This is a genomic window from Massilia oculi, assembly GCF_017582745.1.
Classification (GTDB): domain Bacteria; phylum Pseudomonadota; class Gammaproteobacteria; order Burkholderiales; family Burkholderiaceae_D; genus Telluria; species Telluria oculi_A.
Window position 1 is genome coordinate 1 of the sequence record NZ_JAFVIM010000015.1, and the last position, 20,831, is coordinate 20,831.

At 66.1% G+C, this 20,831-nt stretch carries 13 protein-coding genes, 1 pseudogene and 1 other annotated feature; of the genes and pseudogenes, 7 read left to right on the plus strand and 7 right to left on the minus strand.

Going from position 1 to position 20,831, the window contains the following annotated elements:
- Positions 1-425 precede the first annotated feature (425 nt).
- Entirely contained in the window at positions 426-947 is a 522-nt protein-coding gene (locus tag J3U95_RS17275) for a phage tail protein (RefSeq protein ID WP_208279908.1), read from the plus strand.
- Between the two features lie 24 nt (positions 948-971).
- On the plus strand, positions 972-1,424 hold the full coding sequence (locus J3U95_RS17280; RefSeq protein ID WP_208279909.1) for a phage tail protein: 453 nt from the start codon (positions 972-974) through the stop codon (positions 1,422-1,424).
- A 1-nt stretch (position 1,425) separates the two neighbouring features.
- On the opposite strand, the gene J3U95_RS17285 is transcribed toward J3U95_RS17280, so the two are convergent.
- Positions 1,426-2,651, minus strand: a protein-coding gene (locus J3U95_RS17285) for an IS3 family transposase (protein WP_208279910.1) whose coding sequence is annotated in 2 segments (ribosomal slippage) — positions 1,426-2,372 and positions 2,372-2,651 — 1,227 coding nt in all. Because the reading frame shifts where the segments join, the coding sequence is not laid out codon by codon here.
- Positions 2,257-2,373, minus strand: a sequence feature (AL1L pseudoknot). (Overlaps the previous gene by 117 nt.)
- Positions 2,652-2,798: 147 nt before the next feature.
- Between J3U95_RS17285 and J3U95_RS17290 the strand changes: the two genes are divergently transcribed.
- The 5 genes and pseudogenes from J3U95_RS17290 to J3U95_RS17305 all read left to right on the plus strand — a co-directional run bounded on the left by J3U95_RS17290 (position 2,799) and on the right by J3U95_RS17305 (position 12,946).
- Entirely contained in the window at positions 2,799-3,338 is a 540-nt protein-coding gene (locus J3U95_RS17290; RefSeq protein ID WP_208279911.1) for a phage tail protein, read from the plus strand.
- An 85-nt stretch (positions 3,339-3,423) separates the two neighbouring features.
- Positions 3,424-3,966 (plus strand): annotated as a pseudogene (locus J3U95_RS28760) (DUF4347 domain-containing protein); the annotation flags it as partial.
- Between the two features lie 396 nt (positions 3,967-4,362).
- Complete coding sequence (locus J3U95_RS17295; RefSeq protein WP_229519902.1) at positions 4,363-10,983, plus strand: Ig-like domain-containing protein; 6,621 nt, start codon at positions 4,363-4,365, stop codon at positions 10,981-10,983.
- Positions 10,984-10,991: 8 nt separating this feature from the next.
- Positions 10,992-11,924, plus strand: coding sequence for a phytanoyl-CoA dioxygenase family protein (locus tag J3U95_RS17300; protein ID WP_208279913.1), 933 nt, complete (start codon positions 10,992-10,994; stop codon positions 11,922-11,924).
- Positions 11,925-11,926: 2 nt separating this feature from the next.
- Complete coding sequence (locus tag J3U95_RS17305) at positions 11,927-12,946, plus strand: SAM-dependent methyltransferase (protein ID WP_208279914.1); 1,020 nt, start codon at positions 11,927-11,929, stop codon at positions 12,944-12,946.
- Here the strand turns inward: J3U95_RS17305 and J3U95_RS17310 are convergent.
- From J3U95_RS17310 to J3U95_RS17335, 6 genes are all read right to left on the minus strand, one after another.
- The gene (locus J3U95_RS17310) at positions 12,943-13,416 is read right to left on the minus strand and encodes a GNAT family N-acetyltransferase (protein ID WP_208279915.1); all 474 of its coding nucleotides are present in this window, start codon (positions 13,414-13,416) and stop codon (positions 12,943-12,945) included. The genes J3U95_RS17305 and J3U95_RS17310 overlap by 4 nt on opposite strands.
- Before the next feature lie 48 nt (positions 13,417-13,464).
- On the minus strand, positions 13,465-14,886 hold the full coding sequence (locus tag J3U95_RS17315) for an ATP-binding protein (RefSeq protein ID WP_208279988.1): 1,422 nt from the start codon (positions 14,884-14,886) through the stop codon (positions 13,465-13,467).
- 55 nt (positions 14,887-14,941) lie between these two features.
- Positions 14,942-15,649 (minus strand): response regulator, encoded by a 708-nt coding sequence (locus J3U95_RS17320; protein ID WP_208279916.1) that lies wholly within the window; start codon positions 15,647-15,649, stop codon positions 14,942-14,944.
- Positions 15,621-16,913, minus strand: a complete 1,293-nt coding sequence (locus tag J3U95_RS17325; protein ID WP_229519903.1) for an ABC transporter substrate-binding protein — start codon at positions 16,911-16,913, stop codon at positions 15,621-15,623. The genes J3U95_RS17320 and J3U95_RS17325 overlap by 29 nt, the downstream gene beginning before the upstream one ends.
- 77 nt (positions 16,914-16,990) lie before the next feature.
- Entirely contained in the window at positions 16,991-19,552 is a 2,562-nt protein-coding gene (locus J3U95_RS17330; RefSeq protein WP_229519904.1) for a family 20 glycosylhydrolase, read from the minus strand.
- Positions 19,553-19,590: 38 nt separating this feature from the next.
- Positions 19,591-20,814, minus strand: a complete 1,224-nt coding sequence (locus tag J3U95_RS17335; protein ID WP_208279990.1) for an ABC transporter substrate-binding protein — start codon at positions 20,812-20,814, stop codon at positions 19,591-19,593.
- Positions 20,815-20,831 lie beyond the last annotated feature (17 nt).

Sequence of the window (20,831 nt, forward strand, 5' to 3'; positions counted from 1 at the left end):
AATGCCGCGTTGTAGTCTTTCCAGTTGGTCGTTCGGTACTTCAGCTTTACGGGAGCAATCATGCCGTCAGTTTACCCGTGCTGCGCCTCGGCCGCTGATGGGCCGATTTGTGCAACAAAGCCCATCCGAGCGATCGTGAGTCCATGTCACATCATTCACCCTTCAGCACATTCCCGTTTAATTGTCTTTACCCGGTCGTGCTGAAGTGTCGCGAATACCCAACTACCAATCAATATAGTTCAATTTATTGACATTAATGTAGCCACTAAGCGATTTCTTTAGAGCATTATTACGACGGTCGACGGGGAAAACACCGTTCGTTGATTCCTGTCCGATCTGAAAATCGGCACCGAATCCATGGCTTCTTAATAAGCCTGCTTCAAAATGTGTGTGGGTCTGACTCTTTAGGTAGAGAGAGGAAATGTATGGCAGATAACTTTTTAGGTGAAATCCGTATGTTCGCGGGAGCTTACGCGCCGCAAGGATGGGAGCTGTGCAATGGCCAAATTCTCCCAATTAGCGGTAATGAAGGTCTATATTCGCTGATCGGCACAACCTATGGCGGCGACGGCAGAACGACGTTCGCGCTGCCCGACTTGCGCGGCCGGGTACCTGTCCACAAAGGCGCCATGCAGGACGGCACGAATTTTGTGATTGGCCAGTCTGCTGGCACCGAAACAGTCACACTGATGACGAGCCAGATGCCGCTGCACACTCACACGGTCAATGCGCAGTCAACGGCGGGCAACTCGACGGCCCCTAAGAATCTGGTCTGGGCCGGTACTGAAGTGACGGCCTACTCGGATACGCAGAACAAGACGCTGAAAGCGATGAACGCACAAGCCATCGGCATCGCCGGCGGCAGTCAACCGCACGAGAACATGATGCCGTTCATCACGGTAAGTTTCATCATCGCGATGAACGGCGAATATCCATCTTCCCAGTGAGCGGCCACCAGAGGAGAATCTTCCATGTCCGAACCCTTTGTAGCAGAGATCAGAATCTTCCCATTTGGCAAAATTCCTAAGGGCTATTTGCCCTGCGAGGGCCAAATCCTGCCGATCATGCAATATCAAGCATTGGCGTCCTTGATTGGAACGATCTATGGCGGCGATGGCAAAACTACCTTCATGCTGCCCGACTTGCGTGGGCGCGTGCCGATGTGCATTGGACCAAACCACCGATTGGGCGTGGCTGGCGGTGCGACCACGGTCACCCTGAATTCTACGCAAATACCGGTGCACACGCACGTTCCGTGCGCCTCGTCGGCGACGCCGCCTACCGAGACCTCCCCCGCGAATGAGACCTGGGCAGGCTTCGAAGACGCATACGGATCGACACCTGATTCGCAGATGAACCCACAGGCGCTTTCCGCTGCCGGCGCCATGAATCGCCCCGGTTTTCGTGGAGGCCGGTTGGTGTGAGTCAGGCCGGGATAGCCTGACTGCTCAATTGCGCGTAATAGTTTGCCTCAGCTTCGGCTGGAGGTATATAGCCGAGCGGTTCCAGCAAGCGGTGGTGGTTAAACCAGGACACCCATTCCAAGGTCGCCAGTTCGACGGCTTCGCGTGTTTTCCAAGGGGCGCGGCGATGGATCAGTTCAGCCTTGTACAGCCCGTTGATGGTCTCGGCCAGGGCATTATCATAGCTGTCGCCCTTACTGCCCACAGACGGCTCTACGCCGGCCTCTGCCAGACGCTCGCTGTACCTGATGCTGACGTATTGCGAGCCCCTGTCCGAATGGTGGATCAGCTCGTCGCTGCGCTCGGGCTGACGGTCGTACAGCGCCTGTTCCAAGGCATCGAGCACGAAGTCTGTGCGCATCGAGCTGCTCACGCGCCAGCCCACGATGCGGCGGGCGAAGACGTCGATCACGAAGGCAACGTAGACGAAGCCCTGCCATGTGGAGACGTACGTGAAATCGCTCACCCACAGCTGATTGGGCCGCTGGGCCTTGAATTGACGGTTGACCCGGTCGAGCGGACACGGCGCCTTCACGTCAGCAACAGTGGTGCGCGCGACCTTGCCACGCATGACGCCACGCAGGCCAGCGCGCCGCATAAGTCGCTCCACGGTGCAGCGTGCAACGTCAGTACCCTCACGGCGCAACTGCCGCCACACCTTGTCGGCGCCATAGACCTGCAAGTTCGCCTGCCAGACACGCTCGATCTCGACGCTGAGTACCTCATCGCGCTGCACCCTCGCGCACTGCAACGTCGGGTTGCGCGTGCGTGCCGCGTGACGCCAGTAGCCCGACGGCGCGATCTGCATGACGCGGCAGATCGGCTCGACGCCGTAGTCATGGCGATGCTCATCGATGAACGCTCTTACGACTTGAAGCGGCGGTCGAGCTCCGCCTGAGCGAAAAAAGCACTCGCAAGACGCAGAATCTCGTTGGCCTTGCGCAGCTCGCGATTTTCCCGTTCCAGCGCCTTCATGCGTTCCTGCTCGGCGGTCGTTACGCCCGGACGCTGGCCCGTATCGGCTTCTTGCTGGCGCACCCAGCGGCGCAGCGTTTCAGGCGTGCAGCCGATCTTGGCTGCAATGGATGTGATGGCCGCCCACTGCGACGGATACTCGCTGCCGGCTTCGCTAACCATGCGCACGGCGCGCTCGATGACTTCGGGGGAATACTTCGGTTGCTTCTTCATGGGCTCCATTCTCTCAAACATTGGAGCCTCTACAAAACCCGGGGCGATTCACCAGCCAGGCGCACAGCAATATGCAGCCGTATTTGACCCTCAGCCTGTGCATTGCTACCACCGGCATTTACCCGCCACGACCATAAGGAAGGCCCCATGGATCCATACATCGGAGAAATACGTATCTTTTGTGGGCAGTTCCCACCTGCTGACTGGGCGGATTGCAATGGTCAATTATTGCCGATCACTCAGGCTCAGGGACTGTTCGCGGTCATCGGTTACACCTACGGTGGCGTAGTGAATCAAACCTTCGCATTGCCCAATCTGAATGACCGCGTGCCGGTGCACCAGGGCACAGGCACGGGACTGACGCAGCGCACGGTGGCTCAAACGGGCGGCGCCGCCACTGTGACGCTGACCACGAACCAGATGCCAGCCCACACTCACCAGGTAAATGCGCTGGATGACTATGGCGACCTGACGTCTCCCACGAAAGCGGTATGGGCAAAGCCACCTAAGAATGGCCGTACGAAAAAGGATACGCCGGCTTACGGGCCAACGCCCAACACCGATATGAGCGCGCTGGCGCTCGGGACGTTTGGCACCAGCCCCACCTTGCCACACGATAATATGCAGCCTTATCTGCCGCTACGCTTCATTATTGCGCTCCAAGGCATATTTCCGCCGAAACCATAATCGGTGATCTGACCAGGTTCGGGCGACAGGATTGCTGCCCGAACCTCACACCCCATCCATCCCGGTCCTCGCCATGAACACGCCCATGTCTTTCCCCCAAATCCCATCCGCGCCGGCTTCCCTGCCAACGCTCCCCGCCGCTCAAGCGATCGTATTCGTCGAAGCGGACGTTCCCGACTACCACGCTTTGCTGGCCGAACTCCCGCCAGGTACCGAAGTCCACGTGCTCGACGCCGGAGTGGATGGCTTGGCCCGGATGGCGCACATCCTGGAAGGACGCGGAGGCATTGATGCGCTGCACCTCATTTCACACGGCCGGGAGGGGGCGGTGTCCCTGGGATCGCTATCGCTGACAAGCGAAAACCTCCCATCCCATGCCGACGACCTTGCGACGATCAGCGCCGCGCTCAACCCGGGCGCGGATATCTTGCTGTACGGTTGCAACGTGGGGGCGGGCACGAACGGCGCCATGTTCATCGAAGCACTGGCAACGGTCACCGGCGCCGATGTGGCAGCCTCGACCAATACGACCGGGTCCGCCAGGCTGGGAGGCGACTGGAGTCTGGAACGGCATTCGGGAGCGATTGAGGCGGCGCCGCTGATTACCGAAGCGCGTGCAGCTGAATATGACGCCCTGCTTGCAGCGCCCACCGACGGTTCTAAGACATTCATCGATTACGACAAGGCCACTGGCCTCTTTGCAGGTGGTTTTTTTAAGGTGATGGGAACCGATGGAACCGGTAAGAACTTTCTTCTCGAAGGTGACGAATACGGCCTCTTTTTCAACAACCCCTCCTACAGTGTCGCTGGTGCCCCCTTCACTTCGTCGATTGAGATATCCGTAGCCGGTAGCGGTAGCTTTAGGTTGACAGGAATTTCGGCTGGTGACGTCGAAGGAGTTCCCAACAGGGACCACGAGTTTACAAACATCCGCGTGGAAGGCTACTCGAACGACAAGCTCGAATTCAGTGCACCTGACGGAGGATTCAACAGTCCTGGACTTGACCTGGAATACGATTTTGCCTTGGGAGCCAACACCAGCAAGCTGATCGACAAATTTATCATCTACTTCACCGGCGACGCGAACGACTGGCCAAGCTATTTTAACCTCGCAAGCTTCACCATTAATGGAGCGTCGACTTCGCCCGTCCCTGCTGAGCCGACCAACACTGCCCCGACCATCGATGGCGCCCTCGCCAACCAACCGGTGGACGACACCGATACCATCACGCCGTTCGGAAGCATCGTCGTCACCGATCCGGATGCGGGCGCCTCGGTCAGCGCCACGATTACCCTCGATTCGGCGGCCAAGGGATCGTTCACGGCCGCATCCCTGACGGCATCCGGCTTCTCGATGATCAACGGCGGCCTGAGCTATACCCATGCGGGCGGGTCGCCCGCCGCCATCCAGGCAGCCATTCGGGCCCTGGTCTTCCAGCCCGCCGAAAACCGGGGGGCGCCGGGATCGACCGAAACGACGACCTTCACGATCAGCATCAGCGATGGCATCGAGACCACGGCGACCACCAACAGCACCACGACCGTCATCTCGACCTCGATCAACGACAGTCCGATCTTCGTCGGCACGAACTCGCCCCTGAACGCCACCCAGAATGGGCTCGCGATCGACATCAAGAGCGTGCTGCACGCCAGCGACGTCGATCCTGGGCAGACGCTCACCTGGAGCCAGTCCGACGCTCCCGACCACGGCACCCTGTCATTCAACTCCGCCACGCACAGTAGTGGTGGCGGCAACATCACGCCGGGCGGAACGATCACCTATACACCAGATCCCGGTTTCACCGGCACCGATACCTTTACCGTGCGGGTCGGCGACGGCATCAACACCGTTGACCGCACCATCACCGTCAACGTCGCGCCGTCCAAGCCGGGCGCACCCGACCTCTCCAACAGCCCCATCGTCGACACCGGCGTCTCGCAAAACGACAACATCACCAACGCCGGCACGCTGAGCTTCAGCGGCACCAGCGCCGCCGGCGACAGCAGCAGCACGGTGCGGGTGTTCGTTGACAAGAACGCCAACGGTGTCTATGACGCGGGTGACATAAGCAGCACGGCAACGGTCAACAACGGCGCCTGGACCGTCAGCGGCATCGACGTCTCGGGCATCGAGGGCGGTTTCAACGTCTACTCCCAGGTCACGTCGAGCACGGGCAATCTGACCAGCGTACGCAGCGACGCGCTTGCGGTCACGATCGACCGCACCGCGCCCACGCTGGCGATCACCAGCAACCGCTCCACGCTCAAGGCAGGTGAGACGGCCACCATCACCTTCACCTTCAGCGAAGACCCCGGCTCGACCTTCAACTGGAACGGTAGCGCCGGCAGCGTCACGGTCGAAGGCGGCACGCTCAGCGCACTCTCCGGCACCGGCGCGACCCGCACCGCCACCTTCACGCCGACCCTTAACACGAACAACGGCACGGCCAGCATCACCGTGGCCGCCGGCTCCTATACCGACCTGGCCGGCAACAACGGTGGGGCCGGCAACACCCCGTCGCTCACCTTCGACACCCTGGCCCCAAGCGTCACCTCGATCACCCGCGTCAGCGCCGAGACGAGCAATGCCGCCAGCGTCCAGTACACGGTCACTTTCGACAGCAGCGTCAGCGGCGTCGACCTCGCCGATTTCCAGGTGACCGGCACCAACGGCGCGACCGGCACGGTCGCCGGCGTCATCGGCAGCGGCACCACCTATACGGTCACCGTCAACAACATCAGCGGCGACGGCTCGCTGCGCCTGGACCTCAAGAGCACCGGGACCAACATCGTCGACGGCGCCGGCAACGCGGCGCCTGGCTACACCGCCGGTGAAACCTACGACATCGACCGCGTCGCGCCCACCGTCACCTCGGTCGGCGCACCGATGGCAGGCACCTACCGCACCGGCCAGCCGCTCGAATTCACCGTCAACTTCGATGAAGCGGTCACTGTCGACAGTACCAACGGCACGCCCTCGATCGCCCTCACGCTCGACACCGGCGGCACGGTGCAGGCCACGTACAAGAGCGGCTCGGGCACGAACGCCCTGGTCTTCAGCTATACCGTGGTGGCCGGCAACGCCGACGCCAACGGCGTGACGCTGGCGGGCAGCATCGCGCTGAACAACGGCGCCATCCGTGACCTCGCCGGCAACAATATCGTCCTCACGCTCAACAACCGCGCCTCCACCAGCGACGTACTGGTCGATGCGCTGGCGGCCGGCGTCGTCTCCATCGAGCGCGTCGGCGACGAATACACGAATGCGACCACGGTCCAGTTCACCGTCACCTTCTCGGACGACGTCACCGGCGTCGACAGCGGCGACTTCACCCTGGCCGCGAACGGCGCGAGCGGCACGATTGGCGGCATCGACGGCGATGGCGACACCTACGTCATTACCGTCATCAACGTGAGCGGCGACGGCACGCTGCGGCTCGACCTCAAATCCAGCGGCACCGGCATCGAAGACAGCCACGGCCAGGCCATCCTCGGCGGCTACACCAACGGCGAGGTCTACCACTTCGACCGCACGCCGCCGACCCTGACGACCGACATCACGATCAGCCGCACCGCGTTCAACGTCGGCGCCCAGGCCACGGTGACCTTCACCTTCAGCGAGGCCGTGAAAGGCTTGACCGAAAGCGATGTGACCGTTCCCAACGGGACGCTGACGAACCTGTCTTCGGTCGACGGCATCACCTGGACCGCGACGCTGACTCCGGACGACGACGCCGTTGACGCCACCAATGTCCTGACGCTGGACATGGCGGGCCTCACCGACCTGACCGGCAATGCTGGCGTCGGCACCCGGCAGAGCGCCAACTACGAGGTCGACACCGTGCGCCCGCACCTGGTCGGGGGCATCTCGATTTCGGACGACGTGCTCAGGATCGGCGACAGCGCCACCGTGACCTTCGTGTTCAACGAAGCCGTCACCGGTTTCGACCTGGACAATCTGCAGGCGGACAACGGCACCCTGTCCAACCTCACGACCAGCGACAACATCACCTGGACCGCCACGCTGACCCCTGCCGCCAACACCACCGCGGCGGGCAATGCGATCACCCTGAACTACACGGGCATCACCGACGCAGCCGGCAACGGCGGCGGCACGCCGGTCGACAGCGCCAGCTACGTGGTCGACACCGTACGTCCGGCGCTGGCCCTGCCGATCGGGTTCTCCGATGCCAACCTGACCAGCGGCGAGACCGCCACCGTCACCTTCACCTTCACCGAGAAGGTCACCGGCTTTACCATCGCCAGCGTCACCGTCCCCAACGGCACGCTGAGCGACCTCGAAAGCGAGGACGGCATCACCTGGACCGCTACCCTGACGCCCGATACCGGCGTGGTCGACACCAGCAACTACCTGACCGTGGACTTCAGCACCATCGCCGACGTGGCCGGCAACCCCGGCGTCGGCACCGTGCCGAGCGGCAACTACACGATCGACACCACGGCGCCGGCGCTGGCCAAGCCGATCGAGATCTCCGACACCGCGCTCAAGATCGGCGACGAGGCCACCGTCACGTTCACGTTCAACGGCCCGGTCGTCGACTTCACCGAAGCCGACGTCAACGTCCCCAACGGCAAACTGACGCAACTCGGAAGCGCGGACGGCGGCACCACCTGGACCGCGATCCTGACCCCGAATTCCGATGCCAGCGACGCCAGTAATGTGCTCACGCTGAACTACACCGGGATCCGCAACGAGTCCGGCAATGCCGGCGTCGGCAGCGCCGAAAGCCCCAACTATGCGGTCGATACGGTGCGCCCGACCGTGGTGGCGGACATCGAGATCTCCGATACCGTCCTCGCGGCTGGCGAGACGGCCACCGTCACCTTCACCTTCAACGAGGCGGTGACCGGCTTCAGCGAAGCCGACGTCACGGTGCCCAACGGGACGCTGTCGAGCCTGGAATCGCTCGACGGCGGCATCACCTGGACCGCGACCCTGACCCCGGCCAGCCGCACCGTCGACGCCACCAATGTGCTCACCCTCGACTACACCTGCATCAGAGACCTGGCGGGCAACGCCGGCGCCGGCAGCGTCCACAGCGGCAACTACGCGGTCGACACCACGGCGCCGGCGCTGGCCGAGCCGATCGACATCGACGACACCGCACTCAGGATCGGAGAAACCGCCACCGTCACCTTCGTCTTCGACCAGTCGGTGACGGGCTTCACCGCCGCCAATGTGACCGTGCCGAACGGGACGCTGTCGGCGCCGACCTCGGACGACGGCATCACCTGGATCGCGACCCTGACCCCGAACCCGGGCGCCACCGCGGCCAGCAACGTGCTGACCCTGAACTATGCCGGCATCGTCAACGGCGCCGGCAACGCCAACAGCGGCATCGTGACCAGCGGTAACTACGCGGTCGACACGCGCGCGCCGACGGCGACCGTCACGTTGAGCGACGTCGACCTGCGCGTGGGCGAAACGGCGCTGTTGACCATCTCGTTCAACGAGATCGTCAACGGCTTCGACAAGTCCGCGGTCACCGCGCCAAACGGCACCCTGGGCGAGTTCACCACCCTCGATGGCGGCATGACCTGGAGCGCGACCTTCACGCCGACCGCCAACACGAATGCGGCGTCCAACATGATCTCGGTCAGCCTGGCCGGCGTGAGCGACCTGGCCGGCAATCCGGGCGCGGGCAGCGCCTCGTCCCCGAACTACGCGGTGCAGACCACTGTGCCGGTCACCCCACCGGTCACGCCGCCGACCAATCCGCCCGCCCCGGGCACGATCGACGGCGTGCCTCTCGTGCGTGAAACGCTGCCGGTCGATCCGGCCACCGGCCTGGCCGGCACGGTGATCTCGGTGCCGATCATCACCCCGTCGCGCCCCGACGATCCGAGCACCCCGAACGGCAACCTGGCCGACATCCCGCTGGGCCTTGGTTCAGGCAATGGACCGCGCACCGAATTGCTGGTCAGCCTGCCGGTCGGCACCGGCATGCGGGCCGAAGGTCCGTCGACCCTGCTCACCAACCAGCAAGCCCTGCTCGACCTGATCCGCCGCATCGAGAACCAGACCGAAAACGGCTCCAGCGCCCAGCTCGGCATGACCGGCAACGGCACCGGCTTCCTCGGCAGCCTGGCCCCGAGCACGCTCCTGCAGAGCCAGACGCTGGTGCTGACCTCGGCGCCCGGCCTGAGCGCTCCGCAGACCATCCTGATCAACGGCAGCTCGACCACCCCGGTGGGCGGCGGCCAGAACGCCACCGCGATCGGCCTGGTCATCGACACCACCGCTCTGCCGGCCGGCAGCACGCTGCAACTGAATAACGTCGATTTCGCCGCCATCGTCGGCGCCGCCACCGTGCGCGGCGGCGAGGGCCGCAACTTCGTCACCGGCGACGACTCCAGCCAGAACATCTTCCTGGGCGCCGACGACGACGTACTCATGGGCGGCGGCGGCAACGACATCATCGGCAGCGCCGGCGGCGACGACCTGCTCGATGGCGGTTCCGGCGACGACATCCTCGTCGGCGGCATCGGCAACGACCGCCTCATCGGCGGCACCGGCAACAATGTGCTGCAGAGTGGGCGCAGCACCCAGGGCGCGTGGGAGTTCTACCTCGCCGCCGACGGCACCCTGATGGCGCGCCACGAGACCGCGCTGTTCGAACCTGGCCAGCATGAACGCCTGGCCTTCGACGAACTGAACGCATCGGCGCGCGAACTCGCCTTCCTCGGCGCCGACAAGCCGATGCTGTCCTCGCTGTCGCTGCTGTACCACGCCGCCTTCGGACGCGCGCCGGACCTGGGCGGCCTGGCCTGGTGGGCGCTGGGCGGCGCCACCCTCGAGACCGCCGCCACGCAGTTCCTGGCCTCGGCGGAATGGCAAGCCGCGGGCGGCGCGGCGCTGTCCGACACCGCCTTCATCGAAGCCGTGTACGACAACGCCTTCGGGCGCGCACCCGACAACGCCGGCCTGGATTACTGGATCGCGCGGATGACCGGCAGCGCGGATGCGCCAGCCATGAGCCGCGCCGAGGTGCTGCTGGAGATCGCGCGCAGCGCCGAGCACCAGACCGCCTGGAATACGGCCGACGGCTACCTGATCGGCGAAGCAGACTTGAACCTCGAAACCGACTGGATCGTGGACGACGGCATCGATACCGCGGTCTACGCCGGCAAAACCGACGACTACAAGTTCATCGTCGATGGCGACGGCCGTCTGAAGGTCGAGCACAAGGCCAGCGGCGATCTCGACCAACTGGTCGGCATCGACCTGGGCGAATTCAGCGACGGCACGCTGGACCTCGGCTTCCTGCAGGGCGATGTGGCGACGGTCAAGCAACTGGGCCTGCTGTACCAGACGGTGCTGGGACGCGCCGGCGACCTCGGCGGCTTCCAGTGGTGGATCGAGCGCGACGTCGACGGCGCCCGCCTGGTGCAGGACTTCATCGCGACCGCCGAGTTCAGGGCGCGCTACGACGGCACCAGCGACGCCGCCTTCGTCCAGGCGCTGTACGACAACTCGGGCCTGGACGCCGGCGCGGTTGGCGGCAAGGCAAGCTGGGAGAGCTATCTGGCGAACCACACCCGGGCCGAGCTGATCGCCAACTGGGTGACCCAGGACGGCGTGGTCGACGCCCAGTTCACGGGTGCCGGCCTGTGGGTGGTCTGAGAACGGGGTTGACGCTGGACGACGACGGGGCCGCGCTCGAAGCGCTGCGCGGGCGCTGCGCCGGCATGCGTGGCCCGGCCAGCGGCCCGGACTGGCAGCGCCAGGTCAGGGCCCTGTACCGGCGCGGCATCTCGATCGAGACCGCGCTGCAATTCCTGTATCGTGAACGCCCGAACCGGCAGGTGTTCGAAGCCTGGCTGGTGGAAACCGGCCGGCCGCTGCCTGCCGTCCCGGAACCGGCGGCTGGCGTCGAGGATGGCGCACTGTCGGCGGCCCAGCGGGAGTTCTGGGACCGCCATGGCTACCTCGTGCTGCCGGGCGTCGTCCCGCGCGCGCAGTGCGAGGCGGCGTGCCAGGCGATCTGGGACTTCCTCGGCGCCAGCGCCGGCGATCCCGGCTCCTGGTATCGCGAGCATCCCGGCAAGCGCGGCATGATGCTCGACTTCTACGACCATCCGGCGCTGGCGGCCAACCGCGCCGCGCCGCTGGTGCGCCGCGTCTGCGAACAGCTGTATGGCAGCACGGCGATCTATCCCTCCATCGACAAGGTCAGCTTCAATCCGCCCGAGGACGGCAGCGCGCGCTTCCAGGGCAGCCCCCTGCACTGGGATGCGAGCCTGAGCCTGCCGATGCCGTTCCGGCTGCAAGGTTTGCTCTACCTCGGCGATTGCGGCCCGCTCGACGGCGCCTTCCACTGCGTCCCCGGCTTTCACCGGCGCCTGCCGGACTGGCTGGCCGGAGTGCCGGACGGCGTCCATCCGCGCGACTGGGCGCTGCGCGACCTGGAGCCGGCGCCGGTGCCGGGCCAGGCCGGCGACTTCATCCTGTGGCACCAGGCCCTGCCCCATTGCGCCACGCCCAACCGCGGAGCGTTGCCGCGCATGGTGCAATACCTGACCTATCTGCCCGACACCATCGAACATCAATCGGAATGGATCTGACCTTGAACGACGACAGCGCGGCCGCGACGGCCGGCGACCTGGCGCGGCTGCGCGAACTCGCCCGCGCCATCCTGGCCGCGTTCCCCGACCTGCACCAGGCCATCCTGCCGATCCAGGAGCTGCGCCTGCTGGCCGAGCGCCTGTCGGCGATGGACATGTCGGTGCAACTCAATATTGGCGACGGCCAGAGCTGGCTGCCTTCCGGACTGGCGGTATCCCCGGTCAACGCAGCCCTGTGCGCGAACGAGTTCCTGCGCGGCGCCGCTTTCATCCAGGGTGCGGCTCGGGCCATCGAGCAGGCCGCAAAGCGTTGCGAAGAGCGTCCGGTGCGGGTGCTGTACGCCGGCTGCGGACCGTACGCCTTTCTGTTGCTGCCGTTGTTGGCGCTGTGGCCGGCGGAGCGCGCGCAGTTCACCATGGTCGACGTCCACGCCGATGCGCTCGACCCGGCACGCAGGCTGGTGACGGCGCTCGGGCTGGATGCGGGCGTTACGGCCTGGACCCAGGCCGACGCCGCGACGCTGCGGCTCGACCCGGCCACCCTGCCGGACGTGATCGTCAGCGAGACCATGAGCGCGGCCTTGAAACGCGAGCCGCAGGTGGCGATCACCCGCAACCTGCTCGGCCAGGCGCCGGACGCGCTGATGGTGCCGGCCTCGGTACGGATCGATTGCGTGCTCAGCGAACGTGCGGACGAGACCTCACCGTGGCGCGACACCACCCGCCTGGGGCAGGTGTTCGCGCTGGACGCGGCGGCGGTCGCGCGCTGGGATGCCGCGCCGGACGGCGTGCTGCCGGCGGCCACGGTCACCCTGCCGGCCGACGTCGCGCCGCATGCCACGCTGCGCCTGCTGACCGACATCACGACGTACGACGGCGTCGAACTGACCCAGGGCGACTGCAGCCTGAACACGCCGCGCTACCTGCCGGGCAAGCCCTTGTTCGCCGCCGGCCAGGCGGTGCGCTTCCATTACCGCCTGGGCGCCGACCCGGACCTCGACTACACCGTGCTCCCGGCCTAAACGCGCCAGCGCAGTTCCAGGCTCATCTCGTCTTCGCCGTCCGCAGCGAATCCCAGCGCCGCATACAGGCGGCGGGCAGCCGGGTTATCCTTGCGCACCGACAGCGCGACGGCGCGCCCTTCGCCCGCTGCCTGCGCCTGCAGGCGGCGCAAGGCCTCCCCCGCCACGCCCTGGCCGCGAGCCTCCGGCAGCACTGCGATGTCGACCACCCGCACGGCGCCGTCGACGACGGCCGTCACCAGCCGTCCCACCGCCGTGCCGTCCAGCTCCAGCACCTGGTATTGCGCGTCCGGATAGTCGTTGCGGTAGCCGGCCACCTGCATCCGCTGCTGCATGGCGATCAGTCCGTCGAGCATGGCTGGATCGAGCGGCAGCGCCAGCAGGTCGTCGCGGGTGCTTCGGTACAGGGCGGCGAAGAAGGCCTCGTCGGCGGGGCCGGCGGGGCGAAGTAGGAGCTTGGTCAGGGACATGGCGGCATTGGACGATCGTTGAACATATCGCCAGAGTATATGTGGCGCCTACGCTTCGCCGCAATACCGGCCTTCCGGCAAGCGCACCAGCGCCACGAGCCCGCCTTGCGGATGGTTCGACAACTCGAGCCGCCCGCCATGGGCCTCGACGATGCCGCGCGCGATGCCCAGTCCCAGTCCCATGCCACCGTCATTGCTGTCGCGCCCATGGGCCAGCCGCACATAGGGATCGAACAGGCTGGCCAGCGCGTCCTCCGGCACCCCGGGGCCGTGGTCGCGCACCTCGACCACGACGCTGCCCGCTTCCTCGCGCACCGCGATCTCGGCGCGGGCGCCATAGTACAACGCATTGTCGAGCAGGTTGCCCAATGCCCGCTTGAGCGCCAGCGGCTTGCCGCGCACGCTGACACCGGACGGCTGGTAGCTTACCTCGTGGCCGGCCAGGCGCGCGCTTTTCACCAATCGCCCCAGCAGCGCGTCGAGGCGGATGTCGGCCGGATTCTCGTGGATGTCGCTGTCCTTCACGCACTGCAGCGCGCCCTTGACCATCATGTCCAGTTCGTCCAGGTCTTCCTCGAAATCGTTGCGCAAGGCGTCGTCCTCGAGCAGTTCGGCGCGCAGCTTCAGGCGCGTGATCGGGGTGCGCAGGTCGTGCGAGATCGAGATGAACAGGCGCTCGCGATCCTCGATGTAGCGGGCGATGCGCTCGCGCATGGCGCCGAAGGCGCGCGCCGTGTTGACGAACTCGCGGCTGCCGGTCTCGGGCAAGGGCGGACTGGCGTCGTCGTGGCCCTGGCCCACGGCGGCCGCGGCATCGGACAGCGCCGCCAGTGGCCGCGTGATCGAGCGCACCACCAGCAGGCAAAGCAGCAGCACCACGGCCAGCGACAGCGCCTGCGGCATCAACCGGTCCCAGCTGAACGGATCGCTGCCGCTCAGGAAGTAAGGATTGGGCATCAGCGCCGCCATGTACAGCCAGTTGCCCGGTTCGATCTCGGTCTGGATCACCAGGATCGGCGCGGGATCGGGCTGCAGCAGCAGCACGTGCTGGACCCAGGCGTTGGGCAGGTCTTCCAGGCGCACGTCGTGCTCGGCCACCACCAGCCGGTCGGGCCAGGCGAAGGCGAGCCGGAAGCCCGGCGAATTCGGCAGGTCGGATTTCAGCGTGGCGGCAACCACGTCGAGCGCCTTGTCGGCCAGCGGATGCGGCGCGATCCGCTCGACCGGCACGTAGGCGTGATTCAGGTTGACGAAGAAGCGCGTGCCTCCCATCTCGCGCAGCTGCTGGATGATCAGCGCGCGATAGGCCGGCGGCAGGCTGCGAAAGAAGCGGATCGCGCCCGCCGCGCTGTGCGCGACGTATCTGGCGGCCGACTGCGTCTCGACCTGCGACTTGTAGCGCAGCTGGCTGGCCCAGATCGCGCTGGCCGCGATCTGCGTGACGAGCAGGCCCGCCGCCATCACCAGCATCAGGCGTCCCAGCAGCGAGGCTGGCACCAAGCGCCGCAGGCGCCGTTGCAGCGCGTCAGACACTGGACACGCTGACGTCGGCCGAGAACACGTAGCCGGCGCCGCGCACCGTCTTGATCAGCGCCGGCTGCTTGCCGTCGTCGTTCAGCCGCAGCCGCAGGCGGCTGACCTGGACGTCGAGCGAACGGTCGGTCGGCCCGACGTCGCGCCCGCGCGTCTCTTCGCACAGCAGGCCGCGGTCGAGGACGATGCCGGGGTGCTCGACGAAATACTTCAGCAGCTGGAAATCGAGACCGGTCAGCGCCACCTGGGCGCCGTCGGGATCGAGCACCTTGCGCTCCGTGAGGTCGAGCGTGAAGCCCACGAAGCGGTAGTAGCGCGCGGCCGGCGCTTCCACCGCCGAACGGCGCAGGATCGCCTTGATGCGGGCCAGCAGCTCGCGCGGGCTGTAGGGCTTGGCGATGTAGTCGTCGGCGCCCAGTTCCAGGCCGACGATGCGGTCGGTCTCGTCCGAGCTGGCGGTGAGCATGATGATCGGCACGTTGGAGCGCTGGCGCACCTGGCGGCACAGCATGAAGCCGTCGGTGTCGGGCAGCATCACGTCCAGGATCACCAGGCACAGGCCGTCGCCCTGGGCCTGCAGCGCGGCCAGGAAGCTCTCGCCGTCGTGCGACAGGATCACTTCGTACTGGTTCTTTTCCAGATAGGTCTTGAGCAGTTCCCGGGTCTTCTGGTCATCGTCCACGATCAGTATCTTGCGCACCTGCCACTCCAAGAGGTTTGAGATTGAATAGCCGGAACAGCGCGCCGAGGCGGCGCTGGGCCTGGGACGGCGGCACCCGGTCGTCCAGGAAGAAGCGGTGCACCTCGGCGATGATGGCGTCGCGGCTCGCTTCGTCCAGGGCCATGCGGTGCACCAGGCTGGGCGCCTGCACCGCGGCGCCGCGCGCGAACACGGTCCACGACTGCCGCGCGCAGCTGTCCATGGCTGCGGGGTCGGCATCGCGCCGCACCGGCACCCCGCCCTTGATCCCATTGAAGCCGGCTTGCACGCTTGGGGTCACCATCAGCCGCGCCATCTTTTCCTGGGCTGCCATCTGGCGATAGTCACCCGCGAACATGGCCAGCGTGTCGACGCTGTACAGGTGGTAGCCCGCCGTGTCCGGCGCCGCGGCGCAGCCGAAATCGCGGTCCGGCAGCGCCTTGAACTCCGCCAGTTCGGCCTTGGCCCAGTCGCCCATGATCATCATGCCGGCCTGGCCGCGCGCGAAGCGGCGCACCACCTCGGGCCAGGGACGCTCGTCGATCTCGCCCTGCAGCCAGCCCTTGATAGTGCGCAGGCGCAGCAAGGCCTCGTGGGTGCGGCGGTCAGCCGCGGCGGCCGGGCTACGCTGCACGAACAGTTCGCGGTAGAAGGCCGGCCCGCTCTCGGCCAGCACCAGGTTCTCGAACAGGGCCGCAACCTGCCAGGCCTCGCTGCTCTGGGCCAGCGGCGCCACGCCGGCCGCGCGCAGGTGCCGCGCCACGTCCTCGAACTGGCGCCAGGTGACGGGCGGCGTCAGTCCGAGACGGGCGAACAGCGGGCGATTGTAGTACAGCGTATTGACGCGATGGATGCCGAGCGGCGCGGCCACCACGTGGCGGCGGTGGACGACGAGCTGCTGGATGGTCGGGAACAGGAAGCCGGCCCAATCGCCAGAATCGGCGACCTTGTCGAGTTCGAGCAACAGGCCCAGGTCGGCCCATTCGGCGATCGACGGGCCAATCAACTGGGTCACTTCGGGGGCGTCGCCGGCCAGCACCCTGCCCTTGAGGACCTTGCCGGCGCCAAGGCCGGCGCCGCCGGGGATGGCGGCGTCCTGCCAGGCGATGCCCTCGTCGGCGAGCCGGGTCGCCAGCATGTCGGCGGCCTTGCGCTCGCTGGTCGAAGTCCACCAGTGCAGCACTTGCAGGCCAGGGCCAGGGCCAGGGGTGGCGACAGAAGGCGCGGCAGCGCAGGTGCAAGCCAGGGCCAACGCCCATCTCATGACACCAGGCCAGGCCACTTTCTTCATCGACGCCATCACCCACGATCCCGCTGAAAGCACCGATTATAACAAGGCCCTTAGCGCCGTTCGATAGTGGCGACGTGGCCCATCCTGCCATTGCGATCGAAGGCGGCGGCGCGGATCGTGCCTCGCGCGGCGATCGGGCCGTTCACCACCGGACTGCTCGCATTGGGCATGCTGCCGTCGACCGTATAGCGCAGGACCATCCCGGGCAGGACGTGGTTCACCTTCACCTGCCCGCCCTCCTCGATCATCCCCGGCGGCGCGCTGCGGTAGGCCACCTTCGAGCCGTCCAGGTCGAGGCGCGGCAGCACGCGCTGGCCGAGAGCGTTGACGAAGCCGGTCCAGGCGGCGCGGTGCAGCACTTGCGCTTTCGCCGGATCGTTCTCGCGGGCCCAGGCCGGATCAGCCGCCCAGCCCCGCTCGGCCACCGCCACCAGGCGCGGCATGACCAGGTAGTCGATGCGGCTTGGCTCGAGCACGGTCTCGACGAACAGATTGGCCTGCAGGCCGCGCACACGCCGCTTGCCGTAGTCGGTCAGGCGGTCCTTGCCGATGCGCGCGCTTTCTGGCGCGTTCTTGTTGATGTCGAGCGGGATGAAGTCGTGGACGGTGTCCAGTTCCACGTAGGCGCCCCAGTTCACGCCATGTTCGTCCGGATTGGCGTTGTGGGCCATGTCCATATACATGCGCGTCACCGGCGTCAGCACGATGTCGTAGCCGGCATTGGCCAGGCGGTAGGCCAGGTCTTCGTTGCCCGTGGTGTTGTTCCACACATAGGCCGAGAAGCCGCGTTCCGGGAAGCGCGGATTGGGGATCAGCTTGGGACGGCCATCGAGCATCGTCTGGCGCGCGGCCAGCTCTTCCCAGCCCGACATGAAGACGCCATGTTTGCGCAGGATGCCATCGACGCGGTCATAAAAATAGTCCCACAGGTCGACCACGGTTTCCAGATTGTGCTTCTTCATCATGGCGGCGCTGACGGGCGATTTTTCCCATGCGCCGTGGGCCAATTCGTCGCCGCCCATGTGGATGGTCGACAGCGGCACGCCGGCCTCGCGGTGCAGCTTGACCACCTCGGCCACAACGTGTTCGATGAAGGTGTAGCTCGACTCATGGCCCGGATTGATCACGTTGTCGCCGAACAGCTGCGGCGAGTTGTACACCGAGCGGTCTTCGAGGTCATTGAGCAGGTACTTCGCGTAGTCCGGATCGCCGGCCGCCTTCAGGCGGTGATAGCGCGATTCCATCGCCTGCACGGCGGCGCGCGCGTGGCCCGGCATTTCGATCTCGGGGATCACCTCGATGTGACGCGCCTGTGCATAGCGCAGGATTTCCTTGTAGTCGTCGCGGGTGAAATAGCCACTGCCGCTGGCGTTTTTCGGGTCGGGTCCGGAACCGTATGCCGGCTGCAGGCGCACGCCGGGCTTGGCGGCATGGCCGCGCACGGCGCCGATGTCGGTCAGCTCGGGCAGGCCGGCGATCTCAAGGCGCCAGCCTTCGTCGTCGGTCAGGTGGAAGTGGAATTTGTTCAGCTTGAAGCGCGCCATCAGGTCGAGCCACTTGAACACCGTTTCCTTGCCATGAAAGTTGCGCGATACGTCCAGCATGAAGCCGCGGTAGCCGAAGCGCGGAGCGTCGACGATGGTCAGTTCGGGCAGCTCCGGCGACCTGATTCCCGGCAGCGGCATCAGGTCGCGCAGCGACTGCAGGCCGTGGGCCACGCCGGCCGCGCTGTTGCCGACGATGGCGATGCCGCCATTGGCCGCGATCGTCAGGCGGTAGGCTTCGGGCGAACTCTGGCCGGGCACGCTGCCGACGGAGAGACGCAGCACAGGACCGCCGCTGGCCGGCAGGTCGGCCGGGAACAAGGAACGCGCCAGCGCAGCCTCGTTGGCCAGGTTCGATGACGCCTCCACCCTCGGCTTGCCCTTGAGCGCCAGCGTCCCCTTCCCGGCATCCAGCTGCAATGGCGTCGGCAGTACCTTCGGCACGGCGGACGCGGGTAGCAGCGCGGCGCGCGCGTTACGCTCATAGGTATCTTGCGGAGTGACCAGCGAGTGCGGGCTGTCCTTGACGCCGGCCTGCGGCGGCTGGGCCAGCGGCACGACGCTGTAGGCGAGCGCGACGCCGCTATCCGGCGCGGCGTCGTACACCAGGTAGGGGCCTGACGGCGCCTTCGACGATGTGTAGACCGAATCCGAGTGCTGGTAATCGAAGGCGATGGTCTGGCCCGGCGCCAGCCCTTTGAAACCGGGGCCAGGATACAGGCGGAACAGGCCGCCGGCGATCTGCTCGAGCAGGAGGCCGCTCGACTGCACGCCCTTGGGCATGCGGTCGATCGCATTGAAGTACAGCGACCAGCCTTGCGCCGGCAAGGCCTGGGTGTCGCGGTTGGTCAGCGTGAAGCGCGCCGGCGATGTCCCCTTTGGCAGCTGCGCGCCCGCCACGGGCCGCTGCAGCTCCCATTGCAGGTGCAGCTTCGCGCCGTTCGCCACGGCGCCGGCGGATGTCGCCGGGTTCTGCGCTTCTTGCGCCGTCGCCGGCAGCGCGAAGGCCATCATGGCCGCCATCAGGGTCGACGCCACGGCGCCGCCAACAATCTTTTTCTTACCCAAGAGTGTCTCCTTATTGCGCAGATGCGCGCTCGTCCATATCACTTTTGCCCTGGTCGGCCTTGCTCGACCCTGTTCTGCAGCCTCACGGCGCCATCACTCGGCGCCAGACTGCCATTCAACACCTGCGAAGTCACGGCCCACAGTTCGGCTTCCATGCTCGGCTGGCCGCGATTGAGCACCTGGGCGTTGACCCGGATCGTCGACGCGCAGCGCTTGCGCCATTCGGCCATCTGCTTGGCCACTGGGTCGCGCACCGCGATCAGATGGTGCGACAGGGTGAAGAAGCCGGTCAGCCGGTTGGTGTACAGGTCGGCGAATTCCTGCGACCCCACCCAGGCCATGAATTTGTAGGCGTCTTCCTTGTTCTTTGAATTACGGTTCACGCCCAGCCCCAGGTCCATATGGTCCGAGATGTGGCAGGCATGGCCCTCCCTGGGCAGCGGCGGCGGGAACACGCCCAGCGCCAGGCCCGGTGTGCGGCTGAAGTGCGCGATGTCCCACGAACCGGCCGGATAAATCGCCGCGCCGCCGGACGCGAACCGGGCCTGGCTGGCCGCATAGTTCTGTTTTGCCGCACCCGCCGGCAGGTAACGGCCCAGGCGCGCAGTGAAATCGAGGGCATCGACGAAGGGCTGGTCGGTGAGCTTCGCGCGCCCCCCGATCAGGGCCTTGCGCCCCTCCTCGCCGCGCCAGAAATTCGGGCCGATATTCGTGTAGACGATCTGGCTCGATTCCCACTGTTCGGCCGTACCCAGCGCCAGCGGCGTCACCCCCGCCTTTTTCAGGACATCGAGTACGCGGAAGAAATCGTCCACGGTGCGCGGCGGCTGCAGGTCGTGGCGCCGGAAGATGTCCTTGTTGTAGAAGAAGCCGTGGATGACGGAGGCCACCGGCATGCAGAAGGTGTCCTTGCCGTCGTCGGTCTGCCAGGCCACCAGGCTCGATTGGTCGAAATTCTGCAGGCCCGGCTTGCCGTCCAGGCGCTCGAGGTGGCCGCCCTGGTACAGGGCCAGCGACACGTCGAACGGCCGGCATGCGATCAGGTCGCCAGCCGTGCCACTGGCCAGGCGCCTGCCCAGCGCGGCGTCGTAGCCGGTCGGCGCGGTCGGGGCGAACTTCACCGTGACATCGGGATGGTGGCGCGCGAAGGCCGGCAGCAAGACGTTTTCCCACAAGGCCTTGTCGTCCACGCGCCAGCTCTCGATCACGAGGGTGCCGGCAGTGGCCGGCAATGCAGCCGCCGCCAGCAGCGCGCCGAGCATGCCTTTCAGGATCCCCC